Source organism: Marinomonas shanghaiensis, from assembly GCF_003259175.1.
GTDB classification, from domain to species: domain Bacteria; phylum Pseudomonadota; class Gammaproteobacteria; order Pseudomonadales; family Marinomonadaceae; genus Marinomonas; species Marinomonas shanghaiensis.
Genome location: NZ_QGOK01000026.1, coordinates 17,508 through 32,627 on the forward strand (window position 1 = coordinate 17,508; position 15,120 = coordinate 32,627).

Genomic DNA, 15,120 nt, shown 5'->3' on the forward strand with positions numbered 1-15,120 from the left:
AACGTCTTGATCAGTGCGAAATCAAACTTATGGTATCCAAGGCAATCATTAGTTCCTCGTTCGTAGGGATAATCCACACCTTAGTTGCGCTCGTGGCCGAGTTAATACTGGTTGTTCCACCACGAGGGGCGTTTTCATTTAATGTGGAGTCTATACGGATATTAAGAGCTTTCAAATGATCACAAATAACGTGGCGTAAATAAGAGGAATTTTCTCCGATTCCCCCCGTAAAGACCAAGTGATCAATACTTTCCAAAGTGGTTGCCATACTGGCTAAGTGTTTAGCTGTTCGCACGGCAAACATATCTAAAGCCAGCTTCGCTCTTTGGTCTCCAGACGCCATCGCCTCTTCAAGCGTTCGACAGTCGTTAGATATTTCCGATACGCCGAGCAAACCACTTTTTTTATTCAATACATCAAGAGCGGCATCGGCTGAAATGTTTTCTGCTTGGCTGATAAAAGACAGCAGGCTAGGGTCTATGCTGCCTGACCGAGTGCCCATCATTAAGCCTTCTAAGGGGGTGATACCCATACTGGTGTCAACTGATAAACCTTTACTAATAGCACAAACACTGGCGCCATTGCCTAGGTGTGCTACGAGCACACCTTGCTGATCACTCCTTGCTACGAGTTGTGCCAAGCGTTGACTGATATAACGGTAGCTTGTGCCATGAAACCCGTATTTACGGAAATGATGTTGTCGATAAAAGTGCATTGGGATAGGGTACAAATACTGTTCAGCGGCCAGAGTCTGATGGAAAGCGGTATCAAAAACGGCAACTTGAGGTAAACCTGGGAAAAGCTCGAAGGCAATCTCTATGCCTTTTATATGCGCTGGATTATGAAGAGGGGCAAATTGAGCGCATTCTTTTATGCCATTGAGTACATTACTATCTATCAGGACGGATTGACTAAAGGTTTCTCCGCCATGCACAACGCGATGACCTATTCCGGCTAAGGCGCGAGCGATGGCTGGATGATCACTAAGCCAATCTTTAATATGAGCGACCGCACTTTTATGGCTGCCATCTTCGAGTAGCATGCTCTTTTTTTCGCCTTCAAATTTAAAGGTAATACTGCTTTCTTCAGTTCCCAATCTATCCGCAATCCCTTCAACTAAGGTATCTTGTCCAGCATTAGAAAGAATGGCAAATTTCAGGGAAGAGCTGCCGCAGTTAATGACTAAAATACTATCTTTCATAATGATTCCTGAGATACGCGCATAGAAAGGTCTATGGCTTGAACATGCTTTGTTAGAGCGCCAATGGACACAAAATCAACACCGGTAGCGGCCACTTGCAGGAGGCGTTGTTGGTCCATGTTTCCTGATGCTTCAAACTTTACTTGTCCTCTGTAGTTTTTGACAGCAACCGTCATATCTTCGTATGAAAAGTTATCTAGCATAATAATGTCTGCACCCGCTGACACTGCCATGGCAACTTCTTCAAGGTTTTCGGTTTCGACTTCAATGGTTTTGCCCGGTGCTATTTTTTGCGCCATGGAAACCGCATTGGCGATAGAACCCGCGGCCATAATATGATTCTCTTTTATTAAAAATGCATCATATAATCCCATGCGGTGATTTTTACCTCCCCCGACGGTAACCGCATATTTTTGTGCTTCTCTCATGCCTGGCAATGTCTTGCGAGTATCAAGGATAGTCAGTTGTGTGCCCTTAACAATGTCGCAATATTGACGAGTTACGCTGGCCGTATAAGACAGTGTTTGTAAAAAATTTAATGCCGTCCGTTCGCCTGTCAAAATGGTTCTTGCGTGGCCTTTTAGGGTTAGAAAAGGTTGGTTTGGTTTAATCAGATCGCCTTCTTTGTTATGCCAATCAAGGATCACCTTGTCACCTAACTGAAAAAAGACCTCATTTACCCAAGCTTGACCGCACAAAACGGCTTCTTCTCGGCTGATGACGGTTGCTATTATGTATTGATCATCTGGAATAAGTTGGGCTGTTATGTCACCTGTGCCCACATCTTCCTTTAATGCAAAAGCTACTTGCGATTGCATGTGTTCTACCAGTTGTGAAGTCGAAAGGGTCATGTCTTGTCCTAAATAAGCCACTCAAATAAAGCCATTATTGTAGCCTGATATCCTTGATGCGTCAGTGTTGTTTTTGATGTTCAGGGCGTTAGATTTCTTGATTTGTAACAAATTTTAACGGATAAAATGTTTTTAGCGTATCGTCGGCTGGCGGGTATTCTGTATGGTCTTTATTTTTTGTCGTGGTGTCTTACGTAATAAAGGCTCAGGATATGCTTAAGTAAAGACATCGCTTTGAGGTGTATTATTCTTGTCTTTAAGTGATATCGAATAACGTTTTTCTCTGACTTTGACGAAATCTGTTGTTAGTCAACAGCGAAAAGAATTCGAGATTCACAGTATTTATAGGCTTCATGATTTTTGTGAATTTTGGTGTGGTGTAGCGCTCTTTAGCACGATAACGTGGTCTTTTTGTCAGTTTTTAGATAGGATTCGGTCTGTAAAAAAGATTCAAAAGCCTTTCGGACGCCTCAATCTTTATGGAGGTGGCTAGGCGATCTCTTGAATAGGTGTTAATCTTACGCCCGAATTAGACTCTTTGTGCTTATGCAAAAGCTCGGTGCAAGGTAAAATTTTTGTAAAACACGGCCAATAAATGCTAGGTTGAAGCGGTGTTATACGTATGTACTGTACTAGTAGATAAACAGTTTTGAATTTTTATGTGCATCTAGTAAGGCTATCTTGCATGTGAAAACTTAATGTTGGGTTTGATGAACCAAACCCAAAATGGAAGCGAACCGACTAGATTTACTGGTGGTCGATGCAATGGAAATAATCTTAAAACAATAATAATTGCCATTGGAACGGATAAAAACGACGCTTTAAACGCAAAATAAATAGGGTGTCGTTTTATCCTAGGTCGGCTGGGGCTTACATATAAGCTCTGATGGTTCGTTTAAGTAGCCTCCAAGGCTTAAATACACATAATGTCCTTGGTGGGTTAAGTATCTGTTCTAATAGCGGGAGTTATTAACACGATGACTGAGCAGCATATTCTCGAAGACATCGATCCAATTGAAACCAAAGAGTGGGTCGATGCGCTTGAGTCTGTCCTTCGCGAAGAAGGTCCTGATCGCGCGCAATACATTTTAAATCGTTTGACAAATGAAGCTTCAAAAGCTGGTACGTCAATGCCGTCGTCTATTACGACGCCTTACCGAAACACAATTGCTCCTGAAAATCAGAAGCCATTGCCCGGTGATGTGTTCATGGAACGTCGTATTCGTTCTATTATTCGTTGGAACGCATTGGCTATGGTAATGAAGGCAAACCGTGTTGACTCAACACTTGGTGGCCACATTACGAGTTTTTCTTCAGCAGCAACGCTTTATGATATCGGCTTTAACCACTTTTTCCGTGGCACAAGCGAAAAACAAGAAGCGGATATGGTTTTTTTCCAAGGCCATATTTCACCTGGTATCTACGCACGCTCTTACATTGAAGGGCGCTTGACGGATGAGCAGCTTGATAACTTCCGCCGCGAAGTCGATGGCAAAGGTATTTCTTCTTACCCACACCCTTGGTTGATGCCTGACTACTGGCAGTTCCCAACAGTGTCTATGGGATTAGGGCCTCTTCAGGCAATTTACCAAGCACATGTTATGAAATACCAGCATAGCCGTGGTTTGATTGACCAAGGTGATCGCAAGGTATGGGCATTCTTAGGTGATGGCGAGTGTGATGAGCCAGAATCATTAGGTGCTATTGCTCTCGCTGGGCGCGAAAAACTGGATAACCTAATTTTTGTTATTAACTGTAACTTACAGCGCCTTGACGGTCCTGTTCGTGGCAATAGCAAAATTGTTCAAGAACTTGAAGGCGTATTCCGTGGCGCTGGTTGGAATGTCATCAAATGTTTGTGGGGCCGTCACTGGGACCCATTATTCGAAAAAGATGACAAGGGTTTGCTGATCAAACGTATGAATGAAGTATGCGATGGCGAGCTTCAGAACTACAAAGCTAATGGCGGCGCTTACACCCGCGAGCATTTCTTCGGTAAGTACCCAGAATTGCTTGAAATGGTTAAAGACATGACGGATGAAGAAATCATGAATCTTAACCGCGGTGGTCATGACCCTTATAAGGTTTATGCCGCTTACGCTGAGGCCACGTCTCATAAAGGCCAGCCGACTGTCATTCTTGCTCAAACCGTTAAAGGTTACGGCATGTTTAAAGCGGCTGAAGCGCAAAATACTGCGCACCAGACGAAAAAACTGGATGAAGAGTCATTGGCTCAATTCCGTGACAAGTTTGGTATTCCTATTAGTGACGAAGAGCTGAAAGATTTACCTTACTACCGTCCAGCGGAAGACAGTCCAGAAATGCAATATTTGCGTTCTCGTCGCAAAGAGTTGCATGGCGATTTCCCTGTACGTCGTCGTGATTGTGAAGCACTTGAAGTACCTTCTTTGGAGGCGTTTAAGTCTCAGATCGCAGGAACAAACGGTCGTGAAATATCGACTACTATGGCGTTTGTGCGTGCATTAAACGTCATGGTTAAAGATAAAAATATCGGTGAGCGCGTTGTACCGATTGTTGCGGATGAAGCGCGTACTTTCGGTATGGAAGGTATGTTCCGTCAGCTGGGTATTTATACTTCTGAAGGTCAGCGCTACACGCCGCATGACCATACTCAGATCATGTATTACAAAGAATCTGCAGACGGTCAAATTTTGCAAGAAGGCATTAACGAGCCAGGCGCATTTTCTGCGTGGTTGGCGTTAGCGACTTCTTACAGTAACAGCAATCTTCCAATGATTCCTGTGTACATTTACTACTCAATGTTTGGTTTCCAACGTGTTGGTGACTTGGCTTGGGCGGCAGGTGATTCCCAGGCACGTGGTTTCTTGATTGGTGCAACAGCGGGTCGTACCACACTTAATGGTGAAGGTTTGCAGCATGAAGATGGTCATTCACATATTCTTGCTGGCACTATTCCTAACTGTGTGTCATATGATCCAACTTATTCATACGAAGTCGCTGTTATCATGCAAGACGGTCTGCGCCGTATGTATAAAGAAAAAGAGAGCGTGTTCTATTACTTAACCGTAATGAATGAGAACTACACACACGAAGATATGCCTGAAGGTGTTGAAGAAGGCATTATCAAGGGTATGTATAAGCTTAAATCTCATGCTAAGAAAGCCAACAAGAAACAAGTTCAATTACTTGGTTCTGGTGTCATTCTTCGTGAAGTGGAAGCGGCTGCAGAAATTCTCTTCAATGATTACGGTGTTAACTCTGATGTATGGAGTGTCACGTCTTTCAACGAACTACGCCGTGAAGGTTTAGATGTGAGTCGTTGGAATATGCTTCACCCAGAGTCTGAGCCTCGCGTATCTCATGTTGAATCATGCTTGAATGGCAACGGTCCAGTTATTGCTTCTACCGATCATATTAAATTGTTCGCAGATCAAATTCGACCATTCGTAAAAGGCACATACAATGTGCTTGGTACAGATGGTTTTGGCCGCAGTGATACTCGTGCTCAATTGCGTCACTTCTTTGAAGTGAACCGTTATTGGGTAGTGGTTTCTGCCTTGAATGCACTGGCGAAAGACGGTGTGATTGATGCATCTGTAGTTAGTGGAGCAATTGCTAAGTTTGGTTTAGATCCTGAGAAGCCAAACCCTGTCACTTGCTAATTACCTGACAAGCTAGGTATCTGGCTTAGTGTATTTTTCTACCTAAGCCAGATAAGTTTTTAAGTTTGATGCGTCTATAAGACAAAGGAGATTTCTGTGAGTACTGAAATCATTCGAGTACCGGATATTGGTGGTGCGACTGATGTCGAGATTATCGAGATCAGTATTAAGGTTGGTGACATTATCGAAGTAGACCAATCTATTATTGTTTTAGAAACAGATAAGGCTTCCATGGATGTTCCATCTTCTATGGCTGGTAAAGTAAAAAGCATTTCTGTGAAAGAAGGCGATAAGGTTTCTGAAGGCGATGAACTTCTTGTTATAGAGGTTGAAGGGGCAGAAACGACAGCGCCTGAGCCAAAAGCAGAAGCATCTGCGCAGGTAAAATCTGCTGATAAGGCGACAACGGCATCTTCTTCTGCTGAAGAGAAAGTGTCCGTGCCTGATATTGGTGGTGCAACGGATGTAGAAGTGATTGAAGTTTGTGTGTCTGAAGGCGATATGGTCGAAGAGGGTGACTCTTTAATCGTATTGGAAACGGATAAGGCTTCTATGGATATCCCTTCTCCGTTTACGGGTAAGATAGGCAAAATTGCGATCAAAGTAGGTGATACTGTTTCTGAGGGTGCTGACATCCTTGTGATAACAACAGAATCATCCGCTCCTGTTGCGTCTGAAGAGAAATCGGAAGCACCAAAAGCGTCAGCTCCAGCCCCAGCTGCACCTGCTTCTGGTGGCGTTGAGTCTGTTAAAGTGCCTGATATTGGTGGTGCTGAAGGCGTTGAGGTTATCGAAGTTGCGGTAGCGGCTGGTGATAAGGTGAAAGAGGGCGACTCCATTATCGTTCTTGAAACTGACAAAGCGTCGATGGAAATACCAGCTCCGAAATCTGGAACAGTCAAGTCCGTTTCTATTAAGGTCGGTGACAAGGTTTCTGAAGGTGATCTAGTTCTTGAGCTTGAAGTAGAAGGCGGTTCTGCACCAGCTGCGCCAGTTGCTGAAAAAGCCGTTGAAAAAGCGACGCCAGCAGCGGCTGAAGAGCCTAAAGTAAGCTCAGCAAAAGCAGCGCCTGCAGCGGATCAATCTGCTGTATTATCTGAGCCTTCGAAAAAGGTTCATGCGGGTCCTGCTGTCCGTATGCTTGCTCGTGAGCTTGGTGTTGATCTATCTCTTGTTCGCCCTACAGGTCCTCGTGGTCGCATTATAAAAGAAGATTTGCATGCTTATGTGAAAGCGGCTGTTCAGAAGGCTGTATCGGCTCCTGCTGCTGTTGCAACAGGTTCTGGTCTTCCTACTGTGCCTGATCAAGACTTTAGCAAGTTCGGCGATGTCGAAATTGTTAAGATGAGCAAGATCCAGCGTCTAACGGCTCAGAACATGGTTCGCAATGCGCTTGTTGTGCCTCAAGTGACCCAGTTCGACAAAGCGGATATTTCTGATCTTGAAGAGTTCCGCAAAGGCTTGAAAGGCGAAATGGAAAAACAAGGTGTGAAATTGACACCACTTCCATTCCTTATTAAAGCAGTGGCTCAGGCTATGGTGGCTAATCCTAGCTTCAATGTGTCGTTGATGGCTGATGGCGAAACGTATGTCCAGAAGCATTATGTACATATTGGTATTGCGGTCGATTCACCTGCTGGCTTAGTTGTGCCTGTTCTGCGTGATGCAGATAAAAAATCTGTTGTGCAGATTGCCAAAGAAGCAAGCGAGTTGATCAAAAAAGCGCTTGATAAGCAGCTTAAACCTGCAGATATGCAAGGTGGCTGTTTTACTATTTCTAGTTTGGGTGCAATCGGCGGTACTGGCTTTACGCCTATCGTTAACTGCCCTGAAGTGGGTATTCTTGGTGTCTCTAAAGCGGATATCGAGCCACGCTGGAATGGTAAAGAATTCGAGCCTCGTACCATGTTGCCATTGTGCTTGTCTTATGACCACAGAGCGGTTAACGGTGGTGATGCGGGTCGATTCATGACCTTCTTGAACTCATTACTGAGCGATGTACGTCGTCTGTCTCTTTAAATGAGACAGTTTGGTCTGTACTAAGACAGGAAATCACCATCAGGAAGAGCGTCTCTCTGCTTACTGCTGGTGGTTACCTTCTAGTAAACAAAAAAAACTCATTACTATTAATTTAGTAATGAGGTTTTTTCGTTTTCATTGTCTTAGAGGCAATTATGCACAGGATCAGGCTAACGCCGTTTTAGTGTTTTAGATAAATGGTCGGAAAAGTTACAGCGATCAAAAATAAATTGATATCTTTTATCTTGAGTAATTGACCTAGGCAACATAGCGATAGGTCAATTGGTATCAGAGTTGAGTTATAAGCACTTGAACGATAGGTAAGAAATACAAGGATTGCGTTTGCCTATAACCTTTTACTTCCAAGTCAGTAATCAACCTTGGCTTACGAATTTCATTGAGATGGAGTTGACGCAGTGGCGAATGTTATTCTCTGTCAATCTTTCTCCTTCAAACACATGGCCTAGATGGCCGTCACAATTGGCGCAGACGATTTCAATACGACGGCCATCTGCGTCTGGCACACGTTTAACTGCATTGGGAATTTCGTCGTCGAAGCTAGGCCAACCACAGTGAGAAAGAAACTTGTGTTCAGACGTATAAAGTGGTGCATCACATTGACGACAAAGATATAGTCCGCCTTCCATTGTGTCGGTGTATTCGCCTGTAAATGGCCGTTCTGTGCCTTTATCAAGGATGACTCTTGCTTCTTCTGGCGTCAGTTTGTTGTAGGTTTTGTTCATCATAACATCACTCTCTTGCCGCTCACTAAAAGGGACTTGGTTTGCGTAAATTATGGCATGTCATATCTCAGTAGACTAAGACAATAATATGCACGATGAGTTCGAGTCTTTTCGTATGGGCAGTATAGAGAGAATATTGGACTTGTGAAACAGGGTGTTAGCACTTGATCTTAGTGTCTAAAACGGGCCGTTTGATGGGGGCAGAGAATGTTTTTGCTATAGGGTTATAATGTAAATTTAGCAAATAGCCACTATAGATGGTAAGAATATATAATCTATTTTATTTGCTTTTACCAAATCGGATATTCCCTGCTAAGCTTAACGTTCCTGTTTGATTGGCCTGAAAATGGAGGGCTGTCTGATGTATCTACACACTACACAAACTATAACACTACCAAGTACTTTCTTTATTTCGGAGTCAGTCATGGCTAGCCATTATTCTCTAAGTGATGAATATGATGAGAATGATGATTTCTATGATGAAGCAGACGACGATGAGTCATATTATGGCGATTCAGATGACAGTGATGATGACTTCTGGGATGACTCAAACGACGATTAATCGCAGCCAATGATCAAAAAAGGGAAGTTGAACTTATCGACTTCCCTTTTTTATTACAAGCGTACAAATTACAGAGAAGGGCGTTCTTGATATTGTGGGATGTCATCACAAATCTCATACCATTCCGCTTTAGAGCCGACAAAGATGTGTGATGAGGGCTTGCTCTCTATTTTTGTATCTAAGGTGCCGATACGAAGACGAAGTAGTTCTGGCATATTGGGGCGTCGGCTATAAAGTGGTGACGCACATAGCTTGCAAAAAACACGAAAAACACCAGGAGTCGATTCGTATTCAGCCAGAAGCTCTTTGCCTTTTAAAATCGTGAAGGCAGTGGTTGGAATAGCCGCATTGGCGGCAAACGCTGAGCCGTTGGCTTTACGACATTTTTGACAATGACACTGCATGATGTCGCCCAATTCGCCTTTTATTTCGTATTGCACGCCATTGCATAAACAGCTTCCAGATAACATGGTTTTCTCCTTGGTTGAGGGATGCTTTCCCCGTTTTCTAATTAATAGTTACGCTTTGGGCAAACGACTTTTGTCGCTTTAAGATGATACATTGTGACTTCTGGGTGGCTAAAAAAGCCCATTTCCCAAGGATTTTTCTGGATAAAGAGTTCTTGAATTTGTTGGAAAACTGGATTGCTTTTGGGGATTTCATAAACATCACTTTTGATGATGCTGTAGTTCCACTCGATGGCTTCTTCAAACGTAAAGGTGGCTCGGCCATCAATTGCAAAGTAGCACTGGTTATTACGACTTAACAGTTTCGCTTTAAACGTACTTGGGAAGGTAATAAAGAAAATATCGTCGTCAACAGAGGATAAGAATGCCATTACAGTAGAATGCGGTTGTTGTTTGGCGTAAGTCATTAAGACGCCAATTTTATTATCGTTATCTCTGTCGTCAATTTCGGGCGCAATAGTAAGCGGACTGTGTGGCAGATCAACAGCAGGCCTATTGTCGCTCGGATGTTCGTAGTCATCTGTCATGAAAGATTTAATGATGCTGGCACCGTAGTAAACTTCGTATTCAATGGCCGTTAGTTGTGCTTTTTTGCCCGATGTTGAGGCCACGATACCTTTGAAAGAGGAACGATACACTTTTAAATCAGCATCGTACTCAGATACGCCGGTACGATTGTCTAAATGTACGGTAACTTTTTGGTTGGCTTTGAGTTGATGTCCATTGGGAAAGAAAAGCGCCAAGGACGTGTCAGATAGAATGTGTACACCGCAAATATAAACATCCATTTCGTTCTCTAGAGCGCCATAAGTGCCTGCTACGCCGAGTACTTGCTTACCAATGAGATCACTTAAAGCCAGTTGCGTCATTACTTCATCCTTATCATGCTGTTTTGAGCTTATCAATGTTTGTAGTCGATTAGCAAAAAGTGTATCAGAAAGTGGTGAAAATAAGCATGGAGATTGATTTCATTGTATTTTGCTGGTTACACTGATTAGACATTATTCATGAAATCTTTAAGGGGTTGCCAGTGAGCCAGACATTTGAATCGATATTCAACGACAATGTGAAACGAGTGCATTACCAAGTAGATGGTTTGAGTTCGGAGAAAAGTCATATCCAGGTAGTGATTTGGCCAACCTTTTCTGGATTGACAGATTTTGAAAAAGGCATTGCTGACCGTATTGCATCATTAGGTTTTTCAGCAACCGCGCTGGATTTGTATGGTATCGATCAGAATCCAGTCGAGATGGATGAAAAAATGGCGAAGATGGGGGCGTTGCTTGCTGAAGCTGATCCTTTACATAGGCTTTTGAATGAGCTGACACAATCAGCTTGTGATGCTATTCATGGCAAAACCATTGTCCATGTTGGTTTTTGTTTAGGTGGTCGATTGGCGTTGGAAGCAGGTCTGCATCTTGAAAATAGTGCTGGAGCGGTGAGTTTTCATGGGTTGATGAGTTTTTTCCGTGCCCAGTCTGCCGAAAAAGCCAACACCAAAGCAAAAATATTAGTGTTGAATGGCTATGATGATCACTTAGTGACAAATGAAGATGCTCAGGAAGCGAAACGTTATTGGAAGAGTCTAGCGATGGATTTTCAGTTTATGGATTTCAGTAATACGGTTCATTCTTTTATGTTACCAAGTGCGAACAACCCAGAACATGGAAGCCAATATAACCCACAGACGGCGCAACGTGGTTATCGCTACTTAGCGAATTTCCTAGAAGAGTTTATTTAAATTGAAAGCCTTATTTACCAAAATCCCCGCATAAAGCGTTTTACGCGGGGATCATGACGTTAGCGTGCAGGTACTGGTCTATCAACCAATGCGTCGCCATCACGATTAAATAAGTAGCAATCTGCTTTTTTGAGCCCGATTTCTATGGTCTCACCATGGCGGGTTAGGTTGGCACCATTGACTTCAATGGTCAGTTTGTGTCCTTTGAATTGTCCGTACAAATAGGTTAGGCCGCCAAGATGTTCGGCGACGTCGATGTCGATTTTCAATACGATGTCTGCGTCTTGGGTGTTTTCTTTGACGTGTTCTGGGCGGATGCCGAGCTTAACACTCTCGTTAACGGATACTTTTGTGCCATCCACTTCTAGTTCGATCTTTTGGCCTGCAATGTCTATAACCGCAACGTCTTTGTTATCTATGCTGAGAATTTTGCCGTCTAAGAAATTCATTTTTGGCGAGCCAATAAACCCTGCTACAAATTCGTTGGCTGGATTGTGGTACAGCTCTAAAGGTGAGCCCACTTGTTCCACATTACCCGCACGTAAAACAACGATTTTGTCAGCTAACGTCATGGCTTCGACTTGATCGTGAGTCACATAAATCATGGTGGCTTTTAGACGGTTATGTAATTGAGCGATTTGAATGCGCATATCAACGCGAAGTTCGGCGTCCAAGTTGGAAAGCGGCTCATCAAAAAGAAATACTTCTGGTTGGCGCACGATAGCACGGCCGATAGCCACACGCTGACGCTGACCACCGGACAGTTGTTTAGGCTTTCGATCCAGTAATTCGTTTAGTTGCAGAATGTTGGCAGCATTACTAACTTGTGCTTTGATTTTGTCGGGTGCGACACCGTTCATACGCAAGCCAAAGCTCATGTTTTCTTCCACTGTCATGTGTGGATAAAGCGCGTAGGATTGAAATACCATGGCAACACCGCGATCGGCTGGCGCGACATTGTTCATATTGATGCCATTGATCTCTAATTTACCATCGGTGATATCTTCTAAGCCGGCAATTAAGCGCAGTAGTGTGGATTTACCGCAACCAGATGGGCCTACAAAGACTACAAACTCACCATCTTCTAGATCTAAATTGACGCCATGAATGGTTTCAATGTCTTGAAACCGTTTGATGACGTTTGTTAGTTTTATCGTCGCCATAATGGACTTTCCTTTGTTAGTTAGAGGCCATAGCCCCCATTCGGGTGGATACTTTCTTACAGGCGTCTTTGACCAATGTTTGAAAGTGTTGGAAGCGCGCGTCGTCTACACGGAATTTAGGTGCGGTAATACTTAGCGCGGCAATAGGTTCGTTTCTGTGGTTTAAAATCACCGAAGCGGCGCATTGAATGCCTTCTTCATGCTCTTCTAAATCGAGTGAGATTTTACTCTCACGAATCTTTATTAAGTCGTTTCGCAGCATCGCTTCGTTTATCAGAGTGGTGTCAGTGTGTTTTACGAAGCTTTGTTCTTGAATGGCAGCGGCTAATTGCTCTTCATTGAGAAACGCCATCATGGCTTTACCGACGCCAGTGCAATAGGCGGGTCCTTTTTTTCCGACGGCAGAAAATAAGCGCAAGCTTTTTTGACTTTCTAGTTTGTCGATGTAAATGACATCGCCACGATCCAGAACGGCAAGATGGATGGTTTCTCCGGTTTCATCCCAGAGCAATTTCATTTGATCCGCGGCAATGTCACGCACGTCAATTTTTGACCAAGCCTGATGGGCTAACTCAAGTAAGCCATAACCCGGATGGTAGAGTTGCGTTGCTTCATCGAAACGAATCAATCCCTTTTCAGAGAGGGATGTCAGAGTTCGATGGGCAGTCGCCTTGGGTAAATCGGTTTTATCAACCAATTCAGCAAAGCGAAGCGGTATTGGCGTCATGCAAACTTCTTGCAATAGGCTAAGTGCTTTGTCTAATGACGAGCCTCCGCTCTTATTGTCTTGCTCTGTCATGGTTAGGCTTCCTTAATGTCTATTTTTATAATTTTCTAAGGTCTATTTAGCCTCAAAAAAGAGGCCTGAAAAAATGTTCTAAATTGAGTATTGCAAAAAATGGAACTTTATTCCATTATTTTATTAGACGAGTTGCTTGAAGCTAAATTTAGGTAGCAAGTAGGGCGGTTTATAAATTAATAAAAATAAGAGGTATGTGCGCCATGCAGAAGTTGCATAGCAAGCAACAGCAATGGATGCCGGTTTTGTTCTTAGCGCCAGCAGTCATTTTGTTTGTGGTCTACGTTATTTTTCCTATTCTTCAAAGTATTTGGTTGAGTTTTTATGAATGGGATGGAATAGGTGAAAAAACCTTCGTCGGTTTTCGTAATTACATAGAACTCTTTGACGATTATCAGTTTTGGGTGGCGTTAAAAAACAATCTATATTGGATGGTTTTTTTCATGTTGGCGCCACCAATCGGATTGGGTATTGCGCTCTTTCTTAATCAAAAAATCATGGGCATACGTTTAGTTAAGTCTATGTTTTTCTTTCCTTTCGTTATTTCGCAAGTAGTTGTCGGCTTAGTTTTTTCTTGGTTTTATGATCCATCATTTGGGCTTTTTAATAAGGCGCTTGGCCTATTTGGAATGGAACCTGTGGCGGTGTTATCGGACGAAAATTGGGTGACATTCGGCATCATAGTAGCAGGGCTTTGGCCGCAAATTGCTTATTGTATGATCCTGTACCTTACAGGTTTGAATAATCTTAATCCCGACCAAATTGAAGCAGCGCGTTTAGACGGTGCTCATGGTTGGAAAATGCTGCGCCATGTGATTTTGCCGCAATTGCGTCCCGCTACCTTTATCGCTGTGGTGGTGACTGTGATTGGTGCGTTACGCAGTTTTGACTTGGTGGCAACCATGACCAGTGGCGGACCATTTGGCACGTCGAGCGTCCTTGCTTACTTCATGTACGAGCAATCTATCTTTAACTATCGTGCTGGTTATGGGGCGGCGATAGCGACTGTGTTGTTCTTGATTATGGATATTTATATCGCCTACTTCTTGTGGCGTATGCTGAAGAGTGAGAAAGCCTAATGTTTCCAACGCCTATTGAAAAAAGATCGTTGCCTTTTAATTTGAGCTACCGCGTAGCGGTATGGATCGCTTTGATACTGTGGTTGCTGCCATTGGTTGCGGTGATGTTAACGTCCGCCAGATCGACTGCGGACATAAATGCCGGTAATTACTGGGGGATCCCTTCTGAATGGATGCTGTTCGAAAACTATGCCCTAGTGTTTACAGAAACGCCTATGGTGCGGTATTTACTCAACTCTATTCTGATTACCTTACCGGCCGTTTTGGGTGCCGTAGCCCTCTCTACGCTTGCGGGTTATGCCTTAGCGAAGTTTAAATTTAGGGGCAACATCGCGCTGTTTGCTGCCTTTATCGCCGGTAATTTTGTGCCTTTTCAGATTCTAATGATTCCAGTACGTGATTTAACGATCGGTATGGGATTGTATGACACCGCGTCTGGCTTGATTCTTTTTCATATTGCTTTTCAAACCGGTTTTTGCACCTTGTTCATGCGTAACTTTATTGTCGGTTTGCCTGATGAGCTGATTGAAGCGGCGCGTGTCGAAGGTGTCAGTGAGTGGCAGATTTTTTGGCACATTGTGTTGCCATTGGTCCGTCCTGCGTTAGCGGCTTTGTCCGTATTGATCTTTACCTTTATATGGAACGATTACTTTTGGGCTTTGGTTTTGGTGCAAAGCGATGAAGTGCGTCCGATTACCGCGGGTATCAGTGCCTTAAAAGGTCAATGGATGGCATCTTGGCAGTTGATTGCGGCAGGTTCTGTTATTGCCGCTTTACCGCCGGTTATTTTGTTTTTTGCCATGCAGCGCCATTTTATTGCGGGCTTAACTTTGGGTGCAACAAAAGGGTAA

General features: G+C 43.5%; 13 protein-coding genes. 6 read left to right on the forward strand and 7 right to left on the reverse strand.

The genetic code is table 11. The features are described 5' to 3' along the window. Nucleotides 1-10: 10 nt before the first annotated feature. Nucleotides 11-1,201, reverse strand: a complete 1,191-nt coding sequence (locus tag DKT73_RS17655; RefSeq protein ID WP_111639836.1) for an acetate/propionate family kinase — start codon at nucleotides 1,199-1,201, stop codon at nucleotides 11-13. After that, nucleotides 1,198-2,052: a carboxylating nicotinate-nucleotide diphosphorylase gene (nadC, locus tag DKT73_RS17660; RefSeq protein ID WP_111639837.1), complete on the reverse strand. Its 855-nt coding sequence runs from the start codon at nucleotides 2,050-2,052 to the stop codon at nucleotides 1,198-1,200. Before nadC ends, DKT73_RS17655 begins: the two co-directional genes overlap by 4 nt. A gap of 977 nt (nucleotides 2,053-3,029) precedes the next feature. On the opposite strand from nadC, the gene aceE reads away from it, so the two are divergent. Together aceE and aceF are read left to right on the forward strand one after the other, a co-directional pair. After that, complete coding sequence (aceE, locus tag DKT73_RS17665) at nucleotides 3,030-5,696, forward strand: pyruvate dehydrogenase (acetyl-transferring), homodimeric type (protein ID WP_111639838.1); 2,667 nt, start codon at nucleotides 3,030-3,032, stop codon at nucleotides 5,694-5,696. A gap of 96 nt (nucleotides 5,697-5,792) precedes the next feature. Next, on the forward strand, nucleotides 5,793-7,715 hold the full coding sequence (gene aceF, locus DKT73_RS17670) for a dihydrolipoyllysine-residue acetyltransferase (RefSeq protein WP_111639839.1): 1,923 nt from the start codon (nucleotides 5,793-5,795) through the stop codon (nucleotides 7,713-7,715). Nucleotides 7,716-8,089: 374 nt separating this feature from the next. On the opposite strand, the gene DKT73_RS17675 is transcribed toward aceF, so the two are convergent. Then, nucleotides 8,090-8,461 (reverse strand): methionine-R-sulfoxide reductase, encoded by a 372-nt coding sequence (locus DKT73_RS17675; protein WP_232827921.1) that lies wholly within the window; start codon nucleotides 8,459-8,461, stop codon nucleotides 8,090-8,092. Between the two features lie 421 nt (nucleotides 8,462-8,882). Here DKT73_RS17675 and DKT73_RS17680 point away from each other — a divergent pair, with 421 nt between their 5' ends. Beyond that, nucleotides 8,883-9,020, forward strand: a complete 138-nt coding sequence (locus DKT73_RS17680) for a hypothetical protein (RefSeq protein WP_157959205.1) — start codon at nucleotides 8,883-8,885, stop codon at nucleotides 9,018-9,020. 68 nt (nucleotides 9,021-9,088) lie between these two features. Here the strand turns inward: DKT73_RS17680 and DKT73_RS17685 are convergent, their stop codons facing one another. Together DKT73_RS17685 and DKT73_RS17690 are read right to left on the reverse strand one after the other, a co-directional pair. Beyond that, nucleotides 9,089-9,490, reverse strand: coding sequence for a GFA family protein (locus tag DKT73_RS17685; protein WP_111639841.1), 402 nt, complete (start codon nucleotides 9,488-9,490; stop codon nucleotides 9,089-9,091). Between the two features lie 41 nt (nucleotides 9,491-9,531). Continuing rightward, complete coding sequence (locus tag DKT73_RS17690; protein WP_111639842.1) at nucleotides 9,532-10,356, reverse strand: pyridoxamine 5'-phosphate oxidase family protein; 825 nt, start codon at nucleotides 10,354-10,356, stop codon at nucleotides 9,532-9,534. A 161-nt stretch (nucleotides 10,357-10,517) separates the two neighbouring features. On the opposite strand from DKT73_RS17690, the gene DKT73_RS17695 reads away from it, so the two are divergent. Then, the gene (locus DKT73_RS17695; protein WP_111639843.1) at nucleotides 10,518-11,228 is read left to right on the forward strand and encodes a dienelactone hydrolase family protein; all 711 of its coding nucleotides are present in this window, start codon (nucleotides 10,518-10,520) and stop codon (nucleotides 11,226-11,228) included. 59 nt (nucleotides 11,229-11,287) lie between these two features. Here DKT73_RS17695 and DKT73_RS17700 read toward each other — a convergent pair whose 3' ends face one another. Together DKT73_RS17700 and DKT73_RS17705 are read right to left on the reverse strand one after the other, a co-directional pair. Next, nucleotides 11,288-12,391 carry an ABC transporter ATP-binding protein gene (locus DKT73_RS17700; RefSeq protein ID WP_111639844.1) on the reverse strand — a complete coding sequence of 368 codons (1,104 nt, stop codon included), beginning with the start codon at nucleotides 12,389-12,391 and terminating at the stop codon, nucleotides 11,288-11,290. A gap of 16 nt (nucleotides 12,392-12,407) precedes the next feature. Next, nucleotides 12,408-13,190 carry an IclR family transcriptional regulator gene (locus tag DKT73_RS17705; protein WP_111639845.1) on the reverse strand — a complete coding sequence of 261 codons (783 nt, stop codon included), beginning with the start codon at nucleotides 13,188-13,190 and terminating at the stop codon, nucleotides 12,408-12,410. Nucleotides 13,191-13,393: 203 nt separating this feature from the next. Between DKT73_RS17705 and DKT73_RS17710 the strand changes: the two genes are divergently transcribed. Further along, nucleotides 13,394-14,269: a carbohydrate ABC transporter permease gene (locus DKT73_RS17710; protein WP_111639846.1), complete on the forward strand. Its 876-nt coding sequence runs from the start codon at nucleotides 13,394-13,396 to the stop codon at nucleotides 14,267-14,269. Further along, nucleotides 14,269-15,120, forward strand: a complete 852-nt coding sequence (locus DKT73_RS17715; RefSeq protein ID WP_111639847.1) for a carbohydrate ABC transporter permease — start codon at nucleotides 14,269-14,271, stop codon at nucleotides 15,118-15,120. Before DKT73_RS17710 ends, DKT73_RS17715 begins: the two co-directional genes overlap by 1 nt.